This window comes from Kineothrix sp. MB12-C1 (genome assembly GCF_030863805.1).
GTDB lineage: Bacteria > Bacillota > Clostridia > Lachnospirales > Lachnospiraceae > Kineothrix.
This window is the reverse complement of sequence record NZ_CP132957.1, coordinates 3030028-3051886: the sequence shown is the minus strand read 5'-3', so window position 1 is coordinate 3051886 and position 21859 is coordinate 3030028. Positions and strand designations below refer to the sequence as shown.

The window sequence follows — 21859 nt, the reverse complement described above, 5'->3', positions numbered from 1 at the left end:
TCTCTTTTCCCTTCCATCCCTTATAGTATGTCTGCTTTTGTCGATTTTATGCAAAATAAAAGAGAACATAATTACTTATGTCCTCTTTTGTAAGTTTGCCTGTACTCGTCATTTCTTAATCGCCGTTATTCATTTCCGCCAGATACGCTTTTGAACGGTTCGCCCGCTCTGTTCCGGGGAAGGATTCGATGAATTTGGTATATGCTTCCTTCGCCTTATCTTCATTTCCATTTTTCCTATATGAGTTAGCCAGGTAGAACAGAGCATCTCCGTTAGTTTCATCGTATTGATAAGCCCTCGCCAATTTCGGAATCGCGCTGGCATACTTCTCCTGTTGATAATCTTTATAGCCGTCGTTATAATAGGTCTTCGCGAGTTCCGGCCCGATTAATCCGGTAAGCGTTCCATATAACCCGGTAAATGCTTCGGAAGCTGCATCTCCTAAACTTTCCACATCGATATCATCGAGATAACCCGATACTGCCATAATATCCGAAGCATCCTGCAAGTAAGCGCCGGCTGCAAGAAGAAGCTGATCCGTCGCCTGCAAAGCGCCGTCTGTTCCAATATATCCCTCCAGATCCCCTTTCAGCTTGGCATTTTCTTCTGTCAAGGTACTCACCTGTTGCTCCATCTCATCGATTGTTGCTGTCTTGGCATCCAATTGTTCGCTCACCACTCTCAGCTCATCGTTCACCGTTGCCTTCGCTGATTGTATCCGCGCAGGCAGGATAAGAAAGCCTGCAATAGCAATACCGATAATAATTCCGATTCCCATATTGATAAGGGAAGATACTCCTCTTGATTCCTTGACATTCACAGGCTGAATAATCGTCTCATTACCGCTTTGATAGACCACTGCATCCTTCGTCTGACTTTTCTTCTTCGAAGCGGCTTTAGCCCCCTCTTCCGGAGCGAGCATATGTTCTACTTCTTTCAAGTAGCGCAATGTCATCGTATTATTGGTATCGATTTGAATGCATTTATTCAGCTCTTTTCTAGCCTTATCCCATTCCTCGCCGTTAATATACAAAAGCGCTAAAAGCTGATGTGCCTTGACCAGCTTCGGGTTCAAAGAAAGTACCTTTTTCAATTGAATAGTCGCAAGATCCAAACTATTCTGCCTGCAATATACGAGGGCCTGATTATACTTCTTAATCGTCTGATTGATAGAATCGAGTCTTGCCTGATTGCTCTGAATCATATCTATATAATCGTCTGCAATATTCTTCTTAGGACGAAGATTCTTGCTGATGACCCACTCACCGAGCGCCGATACCACTTCACCCATCTCGAAATAAACAAGACCTAACAGATTTCTCGCTTCGATATTATGTTTGTTGAACTTAAGGCTCTGACGCAGGCTGATAATCGCGCCCGACAGATCCCTCACTCCTGCTTTTTCTAATCCATCGTTGTAAAACCGATTGGATATAGACATAATCTTCTTATATGTTGATACATCAGCTCCGCAACCGGTGCAAAAATCGTGCTCAGATAAGCGGCCGCCACAATTATAACATATCATGCCGCACCCCTATTCTTCTATATGACGCTTTGTTTCTTTGCGAACTGTCGTTTCATTTTCCATATCTTTTACCATCTTGACAAAAACATCTGCCATATCTGTCAAATCCTGATTATAAATTGCATCCTCCACATCTTCTACTTCCAAACTAAGATGAAACTTTTTCAATTCTTCTTCAAAATTAATCATCCGTTCTCCTCCTTAACAGTTCCTTGATTTCTCCTACCAGATACAGGGAACCGGCTATATATATAGAATCCTGCTCTTTTTTCTTCTCTAATAAAAAAGTAAATGCATCTTTTGTACTTTCGAAAAATTCATATTCACTACTGCTATGTGCAAACGCCTCACATAATTTATCAAGGGGTGCTGCCCGGCCGCTGCCCAGCTTCGTCACCGCCGTAAAATGAAAGAGACGCTCCTTGGATAACATACGTACCATGGATGCATAATCCTTATCAGAGACCGCAGAAAACAGAAGATATCGCTTCCCTTCACACGAATCGACCTTCACTGTCTCTAAAAAAGCATAGATGCCATCCTCATTATGGGCTCCTTCTAAGAATATCCCCGGCATCACTTCTTCCATTCTGCCTTCCCATACCATGCTTTCAATGCCTGTCCTCAGATGCTCCAAAGTAACAGTTTCGTTGTTAAGTACTTCGATACACCTGGCTGCAATAGCTGCATTCTCCACCTGATACAGCGCTTTTGTTCTTACCATAAGTCTAATATAATCATAATAACGAGAACGGAAGGAAAAATCAATGCTTTTATTTGTTAAATTAACATTAAGATAGTCCTCCGCACTCACTGAGAATGCCTGTATTCCAAGGCTTTTGGCCCTTTTTATGATTACCTTCGATGCCTCCGTTCTTTTATCGCAAAAAACGACGGGGACACCGGGCTTAAGAATTCCTGCCTTTTCCATGGCAATCTCGGGTATCGTCTCACCCAGGTATTCCATATGATCCATTCCAATCTCGGTAATTACCGTCAGCACAGGCTTTGGTACTACATTAGTGGCATCCAGCCTGCCGCCGAGCCCTGTTTCCAACAGGATATAATCCACCTCTTCTTCCTCAAAAAGAAGCATCCCCATAAAAAATAGAAACTCGAAAAAGGTCGGATGATAACAATCACCCTTAGAGGTTCTCATTGCGCCAATATGTTCCGATACCTTCGTAAATGCATGAACAAACGCTTCCTCTCCCACCACAGTTCCATCAATTCGGAAACGCTCTCTCATTTCTACAAGATGAGGGGAGGAAAACATTCCTACACGGTAACCTGCCTTAGAAAGAATCGAGCACAAGTAAGCACAAACGGAACCTTTTCCGTTTGTGCCTGCCACATGAATTACCTTTCTCCCGATTCCCGGATTGCCTAAAGACTCCAGGAATCGACTCGTATCCTCAAGTGTATTCTTTTTAGTAAATCTCGGTACATCCAAAAGATATTCTTCTGCTTCCAAATAGGTCTTCATCTCAGTACCCTTGCCTATTTCCCAAGCTGCTGTAAACGAAGAGATACTTGCTCCAGCATCTGTGCATATTTTTCTAATTTTTCTTTTTCTTCCTGAATCTTTGCCTCAGGCGCCTTAGAAATGAATCTCTCATTGCTTAACATTCCATTTACTCTGGCAAGCTCTCCCTGCAGACGTTTTTCTTCTTTTTCAAGGCGCTCTATCTCCTGTTTAATATCTACCAGCTCAGCAAAAGGAATATATAACGCCGCTCCCGGAATCATCACGGATACCGCATCGTCTTCAATTCCCTCTTTATCCTTCTGAATTCCTACTTCCGAAGCATAAGCTAAGGAAGAGAAAAAGAGTTTTCCTTCCGTAAATGCGGAGAGAATATCGTCTTTCTCGCTTACTACATATACCTTAGCCTTTCTGCTGGGAGCCACATTCATCTGCGTTCTGACATTCCTTATTCCACGTACCGCTTCCTTAATAATCTCTATGTCTTTTTCTTCTTTCGCGAAATTCCACGCTTCCCGGTATGCCGGCCAAGAGGAGATCATAATCGATTCTTCTTCAGTTTGCAGAGAACAGAAGATTTCTTCTGTCAAAAATGGCATATAAGGATGGAGCAACTTCAACGCACTTAGAAGTGCGGTCTTCAAAGTCCAAAGTGCCGCGTTCTGGCTCGACTCGTTATCCGAATTATAGAGTCTCGGTTTCACCATCTCGATGTACCAATCGCAGAACTCATCCCATATGAAATCATATACCTTCTGTACCGCTATTCCTAACTCGAAATGCTCCATGTTATCGGTGGCTTCCTTTATCAACAGGTTAAGCTTCGATAATATCCACTTATCCACCGGTTCCAGCATATCCGCAGTTACATTTCCAATGTTCTTCCCTTCCATATTCATCATAATAAAACGGGAAGCATTCCATACCTTATTGGCGAAGTTACGGCTGGATTCCACTCTTTCATAATAGAAACGCATATCATTGCCCGGCGCATTTCCCGTAACCAAGGTCAAACGCAGCGCATCCGCACCGTATTTCTCTATGATTTCCAAGGGATCAATACCGTTTCCGAGAGACTTGCTCATCTTGCGTCCCTGAGAATCCCTGATCAATCCGTGGAACAATACCGTCTTAAACGGTTTCTCACCCATCTGCTCAAATCCAGAGAAAATCATGCGGATTACCCAGAAGAAAATAATATCATATCCTGTTACGAGAACATCCGTTGGATAAAAATAGTCCAAATCTTCCGTTTTTTCCGGCCAGCCTAATGTAGAGAAGGGCCATAACGCAGAGGAAAACCATGTATCCAACGTATCCTCATCCTGCGTAAGATGTGTACTTCCACATTTCGGGCATACACCCGGCGCTTCCTTCGCTACGATTGTCTCCTGACAATCATCGCAGTAATAAGCCGGAATTCTATGTCCCCACCACAATTGACGGCTGATGCACCAATCGCGGATATTATCCGTCCAATTGAAATAGGTCTTCTCCATACGCTCAGGAACGAGCTGGATATCTCCAGACTTAACGGCTTCTACCGCAGGCTTAATCAGTTCATCCATCTTAACGAACCACTGCTTTTTAATCATAGGTTCGATTGTCGTTTTACATCTGTCATGAGTACCTACATTATGAGAATGAGCCTCCACCTTTACCAAAAGTCCCATTTCTTCCAGCTCTTTTACAATAGCCTTTCTCGCTTCATAACGATCCATTCCCTGGAACTTTCCACCGTTTTCATTGATGGTAGCATCGTCATTCATAATGTTAACTTCCGGCAGGCCATGTCTTCTTCCTACCTCGAAGTCATTGGGGTCGTGAGCCGGCGTAATCTTCACCACTCCCGTACCGAACTCCATATCTACATAAGAGTCTCCTACAATAGGAATCTCTCTTTCTACGAAAGGAAGGCGTACCTTTCTTCCTATTAAATGTTTGTACCTATCATCCTCAGGATTCACCGCAACTGCTGTATCTCCGAGCATCGTCTCCGGACGAGTCGTAGCAAATTCTAAGAATTCTGTACGGCTTACTTCTCCATTCTCTTCTAGAAGTGAATATTTAATATGCCAGAAGTGGCCATCCTGTTCTTCATATTCCACTTCTGCATCGGAAATGGACGTATTACATACCGGACACCAGTTAATAATTCTGCTGCCTTTATAAATCCATCCTTTTTCATGCAGTTTACAGAATACTTCTGTAACAGCTTTATTACAACCTTCATCCATAGTGAAACGCTCTCTGTCCCAATCACAGGAGGAGCCGAGTTTCTTGAGCTGACCGATAATTCTTCCGCCATACTCCTTCTTCCACTCCCATGCACGCTCTAAAAAGCCATCACGTCCAAGGTCTTCCTTACTGATTCCCTCTTCTTTCATCTTCTCAATAATCTTCACTTCTGTCGCAATGGACGCATGATCCGTTCCCGGCTGCCAAAGTGCATTATATCCCTGCATCCTCTTAAAACGAATCAAAATATCCTGCATCGTATTATCCAGCGCATGCCCCATATGAAGCTGTCCTGTAATATTTGGGGGTGGAATCACTATCGTAAACGGTTTCTTGCTTCTGTCCACCTCGGCATGGAAATACTTCTTCTCCATCCACTTCTCATATAATCTGTCTTCAATTCCATTGGGATCATAGGTCTTTGCTAACTCTTTGCTCATCGTTATCTCCTCATTTTAATTTTGTGAATAAATTTTATGAATACATAAAAAGCCCTTCGCCTGCAAACAGCAGACGAAGGGCGTAAATTACGCGGTACCACCTTCATTTTTCTCTCATGGACTTCTCATTTTGATAACTATGCCTATCTCATGACATGTGAAAATTTATTTTCACACTAAGTCCTATCCTGTAACGGGGATCAATCGTGAAAACCTACTGAGCGCAACGGCGCTGTTTGGCCTTCCGGTTCCAAAGCTACCTTCCGCATTCCTTTCTTACGATGACCTTTCAGCCGATGAGTCATCTTCTCTTTTAAGGGGATATGCGTACTCCTCTTTTTCATTACCTTTATTTTTATAATACATTAAATATAGTAAATACAGGATGTTTTGTCAAGAATTACTTGTTAATCCCGCAGCAATATTGCCGCCTGATAGGTAATTCCTTTTCCCATATTAGGAAGATCGGCAGCGAATGCCGCATCGGCAGTGAATAGAAGAATCAAGGCAAGGCACAGAAGCTGAAGCAGCTTTCTCGTCCTTTCCTCCTTCCATATCCGCCTATATAGAAAGCGCAGGTATGGCATAATGTAACAGATGAACATCCAGCCGGCAAGGCCGAACATTAAACTGCCCCACAGACAGATCCGTCCATTGATATTCAGAAAATCTCCGCTATAATCCCACCACCTTATGCCCCACATCCATTCCAGAAAAAAGCTGGAGAAATACTCCAGCAAGGAGCAAATAAGCATCGAAAGAAAAAATACCCTTACAGGCTTATATTCATACTTCCCCAAAATAAAGGAAAGGAAAATTCCGCCACATCCATACAACGGAAGCCATGGGCCAAACAACACACCTCTATTAATAAATTCACCGTCTTGTATGAAATAAATGAGTACTTCCCATATCCATCCAACTAAGGAAATTATAAAAAACAGAGGTGTATAGAAGAAAAAGCCATAAGTCTGGCTTTTCTTTTGCTTAATGATATCTGCATACGTAGGATTCTCATTCATAAAGGAAATACCGCCTGTCTATTTTAATCAGTAATGTATCTCTATTATTATCTACTGTTTTTCTAATAGTATTTCCTAAATTGAAGCATATTCATAACTATTCAATAAGTCTGCTCATTTGCTGCGCTAACCGTAAGAATACTGAACAGTTACAGATATTCGTTGCATAACAGACGATACGGAGCTTCATCCTCTTCTATCTCCGGAAAACGTCCGATCGGTTCATAAAAACGGTTATCATTTTCATCGTCATTACACATGGACACTTCTCCCAGAAGTACATCTCCATGGCCTTCTTCCACATGGAAGTCATGATACATATACGGATAGATAGTAATGCTCTCTCCCGGCTCCAATTTCACTTTCGTACCCGCAGGCACCTTATATTCTCTTCCATCACAATTAACGGTGACATCCGTATCTGCAAATTCTCCATCTTCTGTAGAATTATAAACTGTAATTAAAACATTTCCGCCACCCCGATTGATTATGTCTTCCATCTTATTCCAATGAAAATGCATAGGCGCCATCTGCCCCTCTTTTACCATAAGGAGTTTTTCCGCATAAGGTTTTTGATAACGGTTATTTTTTATGTTTCCATTACGGATTGTAATTAACGCAAAACCTACTTCATCGAATCTTCCCAATCCATAATCTGTGATATCCCATCCAAGCATGTTATCACGAATTTCCTGATATTCTTCGTTTTTATCCTTCCATTCTTCCGGAGTCCATTTACAAAACGGAGGAGTCTCTACTCCATGTTTTTGAATCAGTTCCTCCATTTTACGAATTGCTCTATTAATTTCTGATCTTTTCATAACTTATCACACCGTTCCTTTTCTCTTCTTTTCTCATTTTCTGCCTTATAAATAAACCCGCTATAACTCTTGATTACTTTTGTTACTTTTCACAGCTTATTACAATATCCTTTTTTATTATCAAACAGCCGTCTAACAATACATCGGGCCTCTCATCCTGTTCACTTTTTTCAAGATAAATATTATCTAAAACAAGGTTTTTCACATTTCTGATATCCATAAATGCTGCTCTGCTCCAATCTGGGTAGTAATTTTCCGATCCTTTTTTATCCTTATCTTCCAGCTTGTCAACAACTTCCGGATAGCAATTCGGTATTTCATGTTTTTTTACGCCGCCTATAAAGCGATAGAACAAATGCGTCATACGAACGTTGTTAATAGGATGTTTTTCATTAGCATCCATACGGATTCCTGCAAATTGCGGCCGTCCCATAATATCATTCTGAAAACGATAATGGATATTTTTCATTTCCTCTTCATCTACCACGCTTACATTGGAAATACTGATATTTTCAAGTGTACCGATTTCCGGCATTTCTGTAAGTTCTATGGATGACCCTAAATCCTCCGGCTCAAAACGATTATTTAAAAGAATAAATATGGGTCTTGTTACATTGCGCATCTGGATATTATTAATACTGATATTTCCGATATAGCCGCCTTCGCTGCATTCTATTTTAATGCCTTCCCGCCATACATTGTACATAGTACAATTTGAAATTACCACATCACTTATCTTTCCTATGGATTTTAAACCAATTCGTATTCCCGCACAAAGTGAAGTAAACGTACAATTTGTTACATGCACATCGGAAACAGGATACTCCTTAGAACTGGATTGCAGACACAGATTATCATCAGTTCCCTGTATACGGCAATCCGAAACATAAACATGGCTGCATCCGTCAAAATCAAGACCGTCTCCGTTATATCTTTTATCATTGAAAATATCAACGCACCGAACCCATATCAAGGAACAGTCCAAGAATGCAGTAGTCCATGCCGCTGCATGATATAGTTTTATATCACTGATATGTATATCACTGCATCGTAAAAACCGTATCATCATAGGGCGATATATGCTATTTTTATTCGGAAAGGACTCTGCACTGCCGTAAATCATACCATTGCCGCATATTCCAATATCACAAGCATCCTGTGCATAAATAAAACATCTGTCCAATTCAGGTTCGTTACGATACCTGTTGTAATGAGTGTTCTCCTTATAGTCTTCAATATCTTTACTGGCAGTAAGTACTGCTCCCTCTGTAATTTCCAGATATACATGACTTTTCAGAATAATTGTTCCACTGATAAAATTGCCGTCTGACAAAACGACTCTTCCTCCGCCTGCAGTTTCACAGTCGTCTATAGCTTTTTGAATCGATAAAGTGTCATCACTTTTTCCGTTGCCTGCCGCACCATATTCTTTAACCTTTATAATCATAATGTTCACCCTATTTTATTCCATTGTCAATAGAACCGCTGCTGCCTCGAAATCTTCGAATCCTTCCAAAATTAAACGCTCTCCTTCTATGGAAATATCTATAGTTTTTCTTGCATAACAGTTTTCTACCTTCCAGCTTCCTTTCGGTATTTTCATTGTGATCTTTCTGGCAGCTTCAGATAATCTGTTTTCAAAATCTACTTTACATGGTTCACTCTGTTTCTTTTCCCCCATAAAGTTATGAATTATTACCAAAATCCTGCCTTCTTTTTCATCGTCTTGTGAAGCAATCTTGTGTCGCATTACCGCCTGCCATCCCTTCGGACGATTATAGTTTCCTACATCGTCTCCGAAGCGGTAAGAAATTCCTTCCCTGATAATATCCTTACTCTTCTCATAAATATCAATTCCATCCTCTACAATTTTCCATTGTTCCTTATTTAAATCATAAATATCTCCCGACAGGCACATTCTGCCAAGCAGTGTGCTTATCATGGAATAAAACAGCCTTTTATCCGAGTCAGTTGCACGTAGCACTGCCCATATCTGGCTTTGCCGCGGCAAAATGGCGCGCTGCACGTTAGCCGCGATGATAGGGATACTGATACATTCATGAGCATCCGAAAAAGAAGCCATTTGAGACAGTGCCATCATAGAGGGCTCTAATCTATGCCCTCCTGAAGAACAATTTTCTATTACAATATCAGGTAATTCTTCTCTGATTTTTTGGAAGAAAATCTGACTGCCCTCCACATATTGCCTTAAACCTTCTCCCATAGACTCGGCTCCGTCACAGCCAATTCCTATATTATCATTGTAATCTACCTTCAGATAACCGAAGTGATATTGCTTCAAAATGCCAATAACCTTTTCTGCAAGGAATTCTATTACCTGTGGATTTCTCATATCCCAAAAACGTCTCATTCCCGTTTGAATGATAAAGCCGTCTCTTTTCAGCTGCCATTCCTCCTTATGAAATCCCTGTGTATTACAGCCTACACATTCCATTTCAAACCAAAGTCCCGGAATCATACCCGCTCTCTTAATCGCTTCCACTGTTTCGGTAAAGCCTCCCGGAAATCTGTCCTGATTGATCTTCCAGTCCCCCATATCTCCGTTCCAATCATCGGCCCCAATGGAATACCATCCTGCATCGATGACACAGTAACGGAAACCTTTCCCTTTGACTGCCTCTACAATTTTCAACAGATTGTCCTTGGTCGGATTCCCCCACGTAGTACAGAATTCATTGAACAATACAGGTAAATCCTTCTCGCTTTCCGGCAAATCATCTAAGCCCTCCTGTTGTGCCCGGGTAAGCCTATAGGCTAAATCATCTACATTTCCCGTACATGACGCCAGCACTGCCTTAGGTGCCTTTAATTCCTCTCCCGGTTTCAGTATTTTCATCCAATGTCCGAACTCTCTGTCAGCCAGTCCACCGGACATAGCCGCCCTGTCATCTTTTGTATACAATTCCATTTGCCAGGAACCGGCATAATATAGCTGTGCCCCTAAGAAGTATCCGTATTTTTTATCTTCGATTCCAATCCATGGAAAATACCTGCGTACCGGCATACTTCCTACCTGTCCGAAACGAACGGACTGTACTCCGTATTTTTGCCAACTCGGTTCTAATTGTAGCTCTGTAAAGTTCTGCTTCTGCAGTCTGCCCTCTGCACTCCATTTACTTTGTAAACGGTAAAGGTTAAAATCCTCCATCCGTTCCGCTTCCTCTATCGGTGAAAATCCACATACGGAATAGGACGAAAGCATTTCAATTGTAAGCTCCTTTTTCGATATATTTCTAATTTCGGTTAATATTTTAAAATACTCTGTTCCTCTTTTATATTCTAACGTATGTACTGCTTCTAATTTATCGCTTGCCAGTACCGTAATAATTTTTGTTCTTTCCTCTTCTTTTTCCACCTTTTGCTGTTGATATTTCAATGCCTGTGTCGTTCCGCTGTTTCGCATGGAATGCCCGTGAGAAAATCCGATAGGATTATTGTCCCCTATTGCTTTGATCTGTACCAGGCTGTCAACCTGCCACATTCCTGTCAATGTAAATTTATCCGTTAATACATTCGGCAGCATTATAATTCCTGCTGTCTGCGTGCCCAACTCCAACACATAAAAGATTGTCGTATCCCCTAATATGTATTTACCGATTAATTCCTTCATTTCCACCTCCTGTATTTACCTTTCTCTTTCTGCTACATTCTCTTATATTACTTATAGCTTCCGATCTATAAGATAGCAATATACATTACGGTCTTCTACTTACCTTTCCTGCTTTTTATCTGTATTGTGAATTCCCCTTATAAATATTTACTCACAAATTCATAGCACTCCCCATACCATTGATGCGGACCTTGAGGCGTTACGTGCTCTAGCTGCTTTTCCGCATGAAATAACCGATATGCTTTTCGTATTTTCTCTACTTGCCTTTTCGGTCCTTCAATACCAATGGGTCCATTTTCCACATCCGATATCCCATTTTCTATAAAAAGAGGTCTGGGAGCAATTAAAGCACATATATCACTTATATCTCCAAGCTTCCATAATCCGGGGGCATAATTACAAGGACATAAATGACATTCCAATATGCTGTCATAGTAACCATGAACATATCCGCTAACTACTGCAAGCCTGATTCTGTTATCTAACGCAGCCAGCCACATAGTATATTGACCTCCTCCAGAAAAACCGCCGCAACCGATATGTTCCTTATCTACTTCTTCCGCCCGGCACATAAAATCCAGTAATTTTATCAAATCCCAAATTTCCAATGCCGTCAGACTCAGTCCAAAGGCTTCCGCCGTTTGTGCAAGATCCTTACAGGAGCAATCCAATGATGTTCTTTCTTTTTCTGGTAAAAATGTTTTATCCTCACTGGGCATTGGCTCTACCCGTTCTCCATATCCCGGAGGATCAGGGCAAAACACTACATATCCTTTCTTTACAAAAGAAAGTCCATATGCTTCTTTAGGAAACTTTTGTATTTTTTCTTTTTCTTCTTTTGTTTCACCTACTCCCGCAATGGTATTTTTATTTGCTCCATGAGCGGGTATGGCAATCATCGCTTTTCCGGGATGCTCCTTGTCAATTCCATCCGGCACAAGCATATAAAAGGGCATCCAAACAGAAGGCAATGTTTCCATCATATATTTTTTTCTTATATATCCCTTTTCCTTTGTTACTTCTCCCTCAATCAGTCCTATTTCCTTCCTGCCTCCATTCTGACGCCTCACAATATCCGCTAACAGATTAAGCCCCAGTTTATCCCGCAATACTTCTCTAAATTCTTTTTTCCACTCTCTATATGTTTCCTCGGTTTCCGCGTTCAACTCAAAAAATGGTCTTTCACTGTTATATAAATGTTGAAAAAATTCTTTATATGAATAATTAATCTCCATTTCTTATCTTCCCTTTCCTGAACTTATTCCTCCACAGCCTCCCTATAGGCTGCAGGCGTCATTCCTGTTTCCTTTTTAAAAATGGCATAGAAATAATTCGGAGTAGTAAATCCTGTTTCTTTTGCTATTTCATTTACTGTCATATTTGTATTCTGCAAAAATTCCTGTGCCTTCATTATCCTAATCTGCCTGATATAATCATTAATATAAAAACCAGTAATGGTCTTAAATATTCTGGCAAAATAATTCGTTGAATATCCTAATCTTTCCGCAATAGAATCCGCACTTAAATTACAATCAGAAAATGTTTCCATAATAAATTCCTGGCTGGCAACAATCTTTTTATAATGTTTGTTTTCTTTTGCATGCTCTGCCTCATCCATTCTGCTTTCACAAGCATCATATGCTTTTAACAGCAAGCCTCTCGCTTCCTCTAGGGTGCCCGGATTCATTTTCATATCCACCGCTGCGATTCTACTCTTTTCAGGTACTCCGTATTTTTGAATTCTCGCTGCCATTTCCAAATACAATCTGGCAAAAAGAATAGAAGCAGAAGGATATACATATTGACAGATTGTTTGTAAAAAGTCCTCTATCTTTTCTTCGAATTTGGCTCTCTCATTATTCCCCAAATGAACTAATATTTCATTGATCAATTTATCGGGATAATTCAACGCTTCCGGCAACAGTTCCATAATTCTCGCCTGATATATTACCTGATTTTCGCCTAATGCAAACCGATTTTTCTGAAGTCCCTTAACCTTTTCATAAACCGCATGACAATCCTGTATTTCGTCGATCATCCCATCCAGTCCGATCGTTAGCAGTACTCGATATTCCTTTATAATGGAATCTCTTATCCCTTCCAGTTCCTTTACCAATTCTTCAAAAGTGACAGGTTTCCCCGCAAGAGTATTCAGCATAACGATCACTTCATCGTTATCTACCGATATACTCTCTATAAAAAAGTCATTCCCCAAAACATCCACAAAGAGCTGCTGTATTTTTGCCTGCACTACACTCATTAAAAGTTCATTTTCTAATTTTTTATCTATTTTAACATCGACCAAAAACATTCCTCGAAAGGGTATTTCCCATTGATACTCTTTTAACTTTTCGATCGCCGCCTCCGGCCTGATTGTTCCGAACAATAAATCTCGCAGAATATCTGCTTTGATTCTAGGCAGGTATAATGCATTCTGCTCTTCTAATTCCGCAATCTCTGTCAAAGCACTTTCGTACACATATTTGATTAATTCAAACTCTCCCAATGTCTGTCCGTCTGCAAATTTAGATTTTTCAAATTCCTGTTTCATGCTTTTAATAGGCTGATATATTTTTCTTGCAACGAGAAATTCCATTCCCATACTCACTGCCATTACTATAAGACAGACAAATAAGAAAATATTTTTCTGCCTGTTCAACTGCCCCATCACCTCATTGTAGTTTACATAACTAATAAAGCAATTATCGTCTTCACTATAAGCAGAGCAAAGATATTTTCCCCCCTGCAACCTTACTATTTCGTTTATTTCTACTGCTTTTTTTCCCTTGACCCACTCAACAATTTCATCGTCTGTTTCATTCCTTGCGAAGGCTGTCAGACATTGTCTGTTTTCATTAATCAATATCTGCCCATAATCCGCTTCTCCCAATACATGATTCTTTACTTTTCGCGCATCAAGACAGATAAAAACTGCACTTTGAGGTTCATCGAAAGAATCGGTATAAATGGGATAACCAAATACCAGCAAGTCAGCCTCACTTGCTCCTGTTGTTTTCGAATCAATAATAAACTTTCCGTTTTTTTGCTGCATTTCTACCCAAAAAGTATCCATATCTATCTCATCTGTTCCGCAATACAACGGTTCACTGATTTTACTATTATAAATACCTATAGAAATAAGATAGGGATGAATGTTAAATATCTTTTTTACTTTTAAATAGGTGTAATAATGCTGTTCCGGATCGAACTCTTTCAGGCTATAATAAGCTGCCGTCTGGGAATCAATTGTTATTGCTGAGTTCAACTGCCCGATCTGACTTACCAAGTCTTCCCATGATTGGGCATTCTTCCGTAAGCCGGCCTGATAATCCGCATAAGTTTTTCCCTTTAGCGCATCGGAAAACTGTTTATATGAAAAAGAAGTCAACACAGCAGCTATGATAAACACCGTTGCAAACAACAAAAGTGTCACTTTATAAAAATATCTACCGCCTTTCTTTTCTCCCATAATAATAACCATACCTTTCTTATAGCCTTCCATAAAATTATATAGTAATTGTTTTTGCTCTGCAAATGACCTCATTTTAACAAATGGCGTTTTTACAGGGTTTGTAGCTTTTTCAGAATACATTTTATAGTAAATAGTTAATATTTATAGTCCGTCTCATTTTCTATTTCCATTCACTTTATACTCTTTCGCAAGTTCTCGCAGTTTCGTAAGAATCATTCCAACTCTATACTGAAAGCAATCCATATGAAAAGAAAGGGGTATTACCCATGAAAAACAAATTCATGTCCTTCGGTAAAGAGATAAATAAAAATAAAGCTCTTTATTCCATGTTCCTACCTGCCGCCATAATACTTATCTTATTTAATTATCTTCCTATGTTCGGTCTGGTAACTGCATTTAAGGATTTTAATTTTGGAGACGGCATTTTCGGAAGTCCCTGGATTCATCCTATCACTAAGAATTTCGAATATTTATTCGCTTCCGGCTCTGCTGCGAAAGCAACCTTTAATACCATATTTTTAAACCTTTTATTCATCCTGTTCGGCTTGGTTTTTGAATTAGGCTGTGCGCTGATGTTTCAGGAATTACATAAGAAAAAGTTCAAGTCCGTTGTTCAATTTGGCATTTTCCTTCCATATTTTATTTCCTGGATTGTTGTCGGATTATTTTCATACAACCTGTTTAACTACGAACACGGCAGTTTAAATACATTGTTAAAACTTTTTGGTGCTACGCCTGTCAATTGGTATGAGAATCCCACGCTGTGGATTATTATCCTGGTAATTTTCAGATTATGGAAAATGACCGGCTACGGGATGATTATGTATATAGCCGCTCTGGGCGGAATCGATACTTCCTATTATGAAGCCGCTAAAATTGACGGCGCAAGCAGATGGCAACAAATTCGTTATATCAGTCTTCCTCTGGTAGCACCGACCGCAATTACATTACTTCTTCTGAACTGTGGAAAAATCATGAACGCCGACTTCGGTATGTTCTATTCCATGATAGGAAATAATGCGCAGCTTTATAGTACTACCGATGTATTAGATACATTTATTTACCGAAACCTGCGTCTTAACGGTGATGTAGGTATGGCATCAGCAGCCGGATTTTATCAATCAATTATTTCTACCGCTATTTTACTTATTATGAATAAGCTGGCTCGTAAATACAGTCCTGACGGCTCATTATTCTAAAGGAGGCTATACAATATGTTTAACAAAGCCAAACAAGATTTATCAAACCTTCCTATTGCTGCCATTCTATTATTATTTGCCCTCGTTTGCATCCTTCCCTTCTGGCTGGTGCTGTCCGGCTCCTTAACCGCCGAAGAAGATATTATGGCATATGGATATGGATTATTTCCACGAAATCTGGATTTCACTGCTTACAAAATTTTGGCAAACGATATGAGCCGTATCTTAAGCGGATATAAAATTTCCCTTATTGTAACAGTGGGAGGTACTATTTTAAGTGTTTTTGTTATTGCGCTGGCAGCCTATCCGTTATCACAGGAGCGGGTAAAATATCATAAATTTTTGAATTTCTTTGTCCTGTTCACCATGTTATTTACGGGCGGAATGGTTCCCTGGTTCATCGTCTGCCGAAATATCCTTCATTTAACTGACAGCATATGGGCATTAATACTTCCTTACTTAGCGAATGCCTGGTTTATCTTCTTAACCAGAAATTATTACAGAGGCATACCAATAGAACTTGTAGAGGCTGCCAAAATTGACGGTGCCGGGGAATATCGGATATTTTTCCGAATCATGTTTCCACTTGCCAAACCGGTCATTGCCACCATTTCATTATTCATCTGTTTAAATTACTGGAATGACTGGTGGCTGGGAATCATGCTCATCGATAATGTGGATATGCAGCCGTTGCAGCTTTTATTAAGAACCATTACTTCCAATATCCAATTTTTAAGTTCAGCCGGAAATGTGAATGCAATTGCACAGGCATCGAGTACCATTCCCTCTGAAGGAATCAAAATGGCGACCTGCATGGCAACCATCGGACCCATTATTTTAGTCTATCCGTTTGTTCAGAAATATTTTGTAAAAGGTATCATGGTTGGTGCGGTAAAAGGCTGACATCAACTTCAAAAAATCATATAATAAAAAAGAGAGGTAATAGTTATGAAAAAAAATTTACTCAAGCGAATCTTCACCGCTTTCCTCGCTGCTGCAATGATGCTCACAATGCTTGCAGGCTGCGGAGGAACATCGACTTCCACAGACAGCACTCAAACAGAGGCATCTAATGTCCCCGCCGCAGAAACTGACAGCACACAGTCTCAATTGGAACCTGTTACATTAACGCTCTGGTCCTGTTCCGATAAATATTCTGCTCAGGATGAAGTACTCGCTGCTTTTTGCGAAAAATATAAAGACCAGTTAAATATCGATAAAATTGAATATAATTTCGTTTCCTTTGGCGATTATGAAGACAAAATGACTTCTCTTGTTGCCGGCGGTGACGATTTTGACGGATTCTATGTTTCAGACTGGATGCTTTACACTAAAATGGCAAACAAAGGGGCTTTTCTTCCTTTAAACAGCTTAATGGAGCAATATGCTCCTACTTTATACCAGACCTATCTCGATAACGGCAGTACGGTTTCCTGTAGTATTGGAGGTGAAATGGTAGCGCTCCCCTGGGTTCGTCAAAAAAGTTCAAAGCCTATCCTTTTCTATAGGAAAGACCTCGCCGAACAATATGGTGTAGACACCTCCAAGTTAGAAACCATTGAAGATTTGGATGCTTTCCTTACAGACGCAAACGAAAAAATTTCAAATATCATTACCTTTGAATCCGGTTTTCCAAGGGGGAATACCTATAGTGATGTGCTTTCTATCTTGCATTGTAAATACGAAATGGATTCTTTAAATTACCATATGTATACCTACGATTACAATGCAGAATCCATTACCTTACAGCCCATTGAGCAAACAGAAATGTTTAAAGAAGCCGTTACCTGGATGAAAAAATGGTATGACGGAGGAATTGTTTCAAAAAATGAGTTATCTGAGACAGATACTAAAATGTTCGAAAACGGAAAAACCTTTGCCAAGATAGGGTTAATGGAGAATGCCCAACAGGGAGTTGCGTTCAACATCGCTGGTGCGGAGTATGGATGGGCAGAAATTTATCCTGACGGAAAACACCGCCTCGATTCCCCTTTAAATAATGCTTTTGCAATCAATAAAAATGCAGCTAATCCCGAAAGACTCTTAATGCTCTTAGAATTATTAAATACAGACGAAGAAGCATATGATATGTTTATGTATGGTATAGAAGGTATGACCTATGTAAAAGGCGAAGACGGTTCCATTCAATATCCTGAAGGACAGGATGCTTCTACTTCTACTTATCTCGGATGGTTTAACTGGCCTTTTGTAAGAGAACAATTCAATAAACCCTCCGGCATTATTACACAGGAAGCCTTAGATAATGAGTTGAAATGGTTACAAAAGGATAACTTTGTAATGTCTCCTTTAACAGGCTTCAACCCTGATACAAGCGAAATCAAAACAGAACTGGCTCAGCGCGATCAATTATATGATGAACAAGGCAAGCTGCTGTTAGCAGGTATTACAGGCGGTGATGATGTAGATACCGCCATCCGGAAATACATCGATAAACAAACCGCAGCCGGAATCGATAAAATCACAGCATTTATGCAAACACAATCCGACCTTTATACCGGAAATTAATATACATCGTTTCATACTATTTCAATCAATTCAATATGACGAAAGGGGCTGTTTTCTCAAACCGCCCCTTTACTCTTTAAATATATGCAAAAATTATACTTATTTACTAACTCTTTTTCTATAATTGCTTGGGGTTTCCTTATATATTCTTTGAAAGGCTTCATTAAAAGCTCTTATATCTCCAAACCCCACCTCTGACGCAATTTCATATACCTTCCTATCTGTGGATAATAATAAAGAAACTGCATGATTAATCCTTATACGATTCACATAATCCTTGAAATTCTCACCTGCATTCTTCTTAAAAAAGCTGCTGAAGTAATAGGGATTCATATGCATTTCTTCTGCCAGTACACCCAAAGAAAGATTTTCTTTGTAGTGATTTTCAATATATTCCTTTGCTTTTATAATTTCCCTTTTCTCATTGTTGACCGCAACTGATTTCACGGCAGCCAAATATTCCTTAAACTCCCCTTCGAAATATACGAGCATTTCATTGAAACTATTGCAGCTTCTTCCTGTTTCCAATAACTCCTTCATTTCAGGATTTCTTCCTGCCAGACCAAGTGATACGCATTTTTCTTCTATGAGACGTACTGCAGTACATAAATAAAAGCAAGCATCCTCTTTTTTCCCTTCTGCCATACGGCAAACTTGCTTCCCATACTGTTTATAAGTACTTTCCGCCAATTCCGTATTCTGTGCAATAACTGCGTCCCATAGTTTCTGTCTGGTTTCGCTTAAAATATCCGAATCTGCCTTCCCTGCAAATACCTTTTCTCCCAATGTAATAATCGGTACCTGCATCTGGTCTGCAAAGAAAAGATACCCCTCTCTTTCCAGACACCTGGCAAACATTCCCGGAATTTCCCCCATAGAATGGATTTCCTCTCCTATGACAAAGAAGGTTCTATGTCCTGTTACTCTCAAGGCTTCCGTCCATATTCCTTCTATTATCTCCCTTGTCTGCCCTTTACTTACACCTTTTAATACTATCACGATCTTTTCTTCTTTTAAGAAAGTAATTCCTTTTTGTGTTTCTCTCAGATATTCTTCCAAAAAGCTCTTAAAAGAAAAATGTATGAGCTTTTTCATCTGACCGCTTTCCTCTTTTTTATATACCACCTCTGCATAGATTGGTACATATATAGTATCCTCTGCTTCCACCAACGGTCTATAGTCTATCTCATTTTCTTGCAGAGGCTGCTCCTTGTTTTCCTGCTTTACCTGATATTCCCCTTGATTTAAAACAATACATTTTTCTACTGCCTTTAACAATTCCTCCTTGATTATCGGCTTTAACAGATAATCGACCGCACCATGTTGAAGAGCTGCTTTCGCATATTCAAAATCCTGAAAACCACTGATAAAGACTATCCGAGTGCTTACCTTCATAGCCTTACATTCTTTTAATACTTCTACTCCGGTCATTCCCGGCATAGAAATATCAAGAAGAGCAATATCAGGTTCTTGATGCACAATAGCTTCCAGCGCTTTTCTTCCGTCTTCATATGCTCCTATAATTTCTATTCCCAGCTTCTCCCAATCCACCAGCTTCCCAATTCCTCTTGTAATAATAGGCTCATCATCCGCTAATAGCATTTTAATCATTTGTATCCGCCTCCCTTAAGGGCAAAATCAGCCGTACCATCGTTCCTACTGCCAAGGTACTTGTGATTCTGATACCATACTCGTCTCCGTAAAGATAGCGAATTCTGTCATGTACATTTTTAAGTCCGATGCTTTGCCAATTGTATTCATTCTTAATTCCCGGCTCATTTCCTTCTAAAAGACTGTTTATCTTGTCAATTGCAACATCATCCATACCTACCCCATTGTCCATAATCAAAATTTCCAGCATATTCCCCTGCTTTGCGATTTCAATCATAATACTGCCATTTCCGTTTTTAGGTTTGATCCCATGAACATAGGCATTTTCTATGATAGGCTGTAAAATCAGCTTGGGTACCAGTATCCTGGACGCTCCCTGAGCCGCTACCGTAATCTGTACCTTTCCTTCGATTCTGCAATTTAAAAGATACACATATTTTCTCACAATATCAATTTCCTGTTCCAACGGTACAACATCCTGCATAGGACCAATCAAATAGCGAATCTGCTCTGATAAAGATTCTATCATTTCAGGCACTTTTTCATGCCCTTTTTCTTCCAAAGCGGTCATCCGTATAATCTCAAGAGTATTATACAAAAAGTGAGGATAAATCTGTGATTTCAAAGCAGTCAGCTCTGCTTCACTCTGCTTGATTTGTGACACATAAGATTGGTTGATGTATTTTTTCAGGGCACTGCTCATCTGATTGAACCGCTCTGCCAATATGCCAATTTCATCTCCGGAGCGAACAGGCAGCTCAATATCAAAATTACCGGTTTCCACTAATGACATCTGATCCATCATCTCGTGCATTGGCCTTGTCAATCGCTTAGAGAAAAATACCGAACCTGCAAACAGGGCAATCACAGATGCTCCGATAAAAAAATACATCATATGCTGCATATTTTTGATCGCACCATAAGCAATTTCTGTATTCATGACGACAACAACCTGCAATCCGTAACCATTATCCTTTGTTGTTATTACAAGCTGCTTGTCCGATTGTCTTAAGTTTTCGAGCACATAAGTAATATTATTTCCTATTCTTTCCTCTTCATTACTATAGAAACAATCATTTTCCTCGTTTATTACATAAAATACTTCATTACCCGTGAACTCCACACTGCTGAATATCCGTTCCATCTTTTTTAAATCGACATCAATAAAAATCGTGCCTACATAAGGAGTGTGTCCAACAGTTCCCCGCAAATCGAAATAATTCCTCGCTACGGTAAATACCATATCGGGTGTTCCATAAAAATAAGAAGTTGCATGAGTAGGTATCAGCATCAGCTTATTATATTGCCTGTCGATTTCCTCATAACTGACCATTTCTTCGAACAGATCTTCATCTGCAAAAAAAGTATTATAGTTACTGTAATGAAAGGATAATTTATTCTCCTTCTCATCCTGTGCAATGATGTGCACCCCATTAATATACGGATCTACACTCTGCACATATTGAAGAAAATTCCCCATATCCTTTTTTCGTTCTTCTTCAATCGTTTCCGCTTCATACCCATCTCCGTAAATGATCTGGCGGAACTTATCAAAGGACAAGTAGCTATCCCACTCCCCCGCCGTTCCGAAATTATAGTAATAAGGCATTTTGGAAATCGTATTGTATGAATCCAGCATAGACGCCATACTGGAAGACACATATCCTGCTGCCTGCTCATACTGTGTACTCAGCGCATTGGTATAATCCTTAATCATCCGATTCGCGATAAAAGTCGAAATAATAATCATAGGAACCAACCCAAGCAGGATGATCGTAACTGTAAATTTCTGATATAGATTCCACCCGTTTCTCTTGATCTTGAATTTTCCCCTTACCTTCTCCTTAATCATAAGCAAAAGTCCCTTCCCGATTATCATTTCCCC

At 39.9% G+C, this 21859-nt stretch carries 15 protein-coding genes and 1 other annotated feature; of the genes, 3 read left to right on the top strand and 12 right to left on the bottom strand.

The window, feature by feature from the left end; translation table 11 throughout:
• Positions 1 to 115: 115 nt before the first annotated feature.
• From RBB56_RS13905 to RBB56_RS13860, 10 genes are all read right to left on the bottom strand, one after another.
• Positions 116 to 1441: a tetratricopeptide repeat protein gene (locus RBB56_RS13905; RefSeq protein ID WP_306719572.1), complete on the bottom strand. Its 1326-nt coding sequence runs from the start codon at positions 1439 to 1441 to the stop codon at positions 116 to 118.
• 96 nt (positions 1442 to 1537) lie between these two features.
• Entirely contained in the window at positions 1538 to 1717 is a 180-nt protein-coding gene (locus tag RBB56_RS13900) for a hypothetical protein (RefSeq protein ID WP_306719571.1), read from the bottom strand.
• Positions 1710 to 3014 (bottom strand): bifunctional folylpolyglutamate synthase/dihydrofolate synthase, encoded by a 1305-nt coding sequence (locus RBB56_RS13895; protein WP_306719570.1) that lies wholly within the window; start codon positions 3012 to 3014, stop codon positions 1710 to 1712. Before RBB56_RS13895 ends, RBB56_RS13900 begins: the two co-directional genes overlap by 8 nt.
• 14 nt (positions 3015 to 3028) lie before the next feature.
• A complete protein-coding gene (locus tag RBB56_RS13890; RefSeq protein ID WP_306719569.1) occupies positions 3029 to 5692 on the bottom strand; it encodes a valine--tRNA ligase in 2664 nt (887 codons plus the stop codon).
• A gap of 73 nt (positions 5693 to 5765) precedes the next feature.
• Positions 5766 to 6045, bottom strand: a binding site (T-box leader).
• A gap of 54 nt (positions 6046 to 6099) precedes the next feature.
• Complete coding sequence (locus RBB56_RS13885) at positions 6100 to 6714, bottom strand: putative ABC transporter permease (RefSeq protein WP_306719568.1); 615 nt, start codon at positions 6712 to 6714, stop codon at positions 6100 to 6102.
• 149 nt (positions 6715 to 6863) lie between these two features.
• Positions 6864 to 7535, bottom strand: a complete 672-nt coding sequence (locus RBB56_RS13880) for a D-lyxose/D-mannose family sugar isomerase (protein ID WP_306719567.1) — start codon at positions 7533 to 7535, stop codon at positions 6864 to 6866.
• Positions 7536 to 7617: 82 nt separating this feature from the next.
• Entirely contained in the window at positions 7618 to 8982 is a 1365-nt protein-coding gene (locus RBB56_RS13875; RefSeq protein WP_306719566.1) for a glycoside hydrolase family 28 protein, read from the bottom strand.
• A gap of 15 nt (positions 8983 to 8997) precedes the next feature.
• The gene (locus tag RBB56_RS13870) at positions 8998 to 11166 is read right to left on the bottom strand and encodes a glycoside hydrolase family 36 protein (RefSeq protein WP_306719565.1); all 2169 of its coding nucleotides are present in this window, start codon (positions 11164 to 11166) and stop codon (positions 8998 to 9000) included.
• A 137-nt stretch (positions 11167 to 11303) separates the two neighbouring features.
• Positions 11304 to 12401 (bottom strand): alpha/beta hydrolase family protein, encoded by a 1098-nt coding sequence (locus tag RBB56_RS13865; RefSeq protein ID WP_306719564.1) that lies wholly within the window; start codon positions 12399 to 12401, stop codon positions 11304 to 11306.
• 23 nt (positions 12402 to 12424) lie between these two features.
• Positions 12425 to 14668 carry a helix-turn-helix domain-containing protein gene (locus tag RBB56_RS13860; RefSeq protein WP_306719563.1) on the bottom strand — a complete coding sequence of 748 codons (2244 nt, stop codon included), beginning with the start codon at positions 14666 to 14668 and terminating at the stop codon, positions 12425 to 12427.
• A gap of 236 nt (positions 14669 to 14904) precedes the next feature.
• Here RBB56_RS13860 and RBB56_RS13855 point away from each other — a divergent pair, with 236 nt between their 5' ends.
• Genes RBB56_RS13855 through RBB56_RS13845 form a run of 3 tightly spaced genes read left to right on the top strand, consistent with a single transcriptional unit; the run spans position 14905 to position 18363 of the window.
• Complete coding sequence (locus RBB56_RS13855; protein ID WP_306719562.1) at positions 14905 to 15837, top strand: ABC transporter permease; 933 nt, start codon at positions 14905 to 14907, stop codon at positions 15835 to 15837.
• Positions 15838 to 15852: 15 nt separating this feature from the next.
• The gene (locus RBB56_RS13850) at positions 15853 to 16740 is read left to right on the top strand and encodes a carbohydrate ABC transporter permease (RefSeq protein ID WP_306719561.1); all 888 of its coding nucleotides are present in this window, start codon (positions 15853 to 15855) and stop codon (positions 16738 to 16740) included.
• A gap of 45 nt (positions 16741 to 16785) precedes the next feature.
• Positions 16786 to 18363: an extracellular solute-binding protein gene (locus RBB56_RS13845; RefSeq protein WP_306719560.1), complete on the top strand. Its 1578-nt coding sequence runs from the start codon at positions 16786 to 16788 to the stop codon at positions 18361 to 18363.
• Between the two features lie 99 nt (positions 18364 to 18462).
• Here the strand turns inward: RBB56_RS13845 and RBB56_RS13840 are convergent, their stop codons facing one another.
• The gene (locus RBB56_RS13840; protein WP_306719559.1) at positions 18463 to 19974 is read right to left on the bottom strand and encodes a response regulator transcription factor; all 1512 of its coding nucleotides are present in this window, start codon (positions 19972 to 19974) and stop codon (positions 18463 to 18465) included.
• Entirely contained in the window at positions 19967 to 21853 is a 1887-nt protein-coding gene (locus RBB56_RS13835) for a sensor histidine kinase (protein ID WP_306719558.1), read from the bottom strand. The genes RBB56_RS13840 and RBB56_RS13835 overlap by 8 nt, the downstream gene beginning before the upstream one ends.
• Between the last annotated feature and the right edge of the window lie 6 nt (positions 21854 to 21859).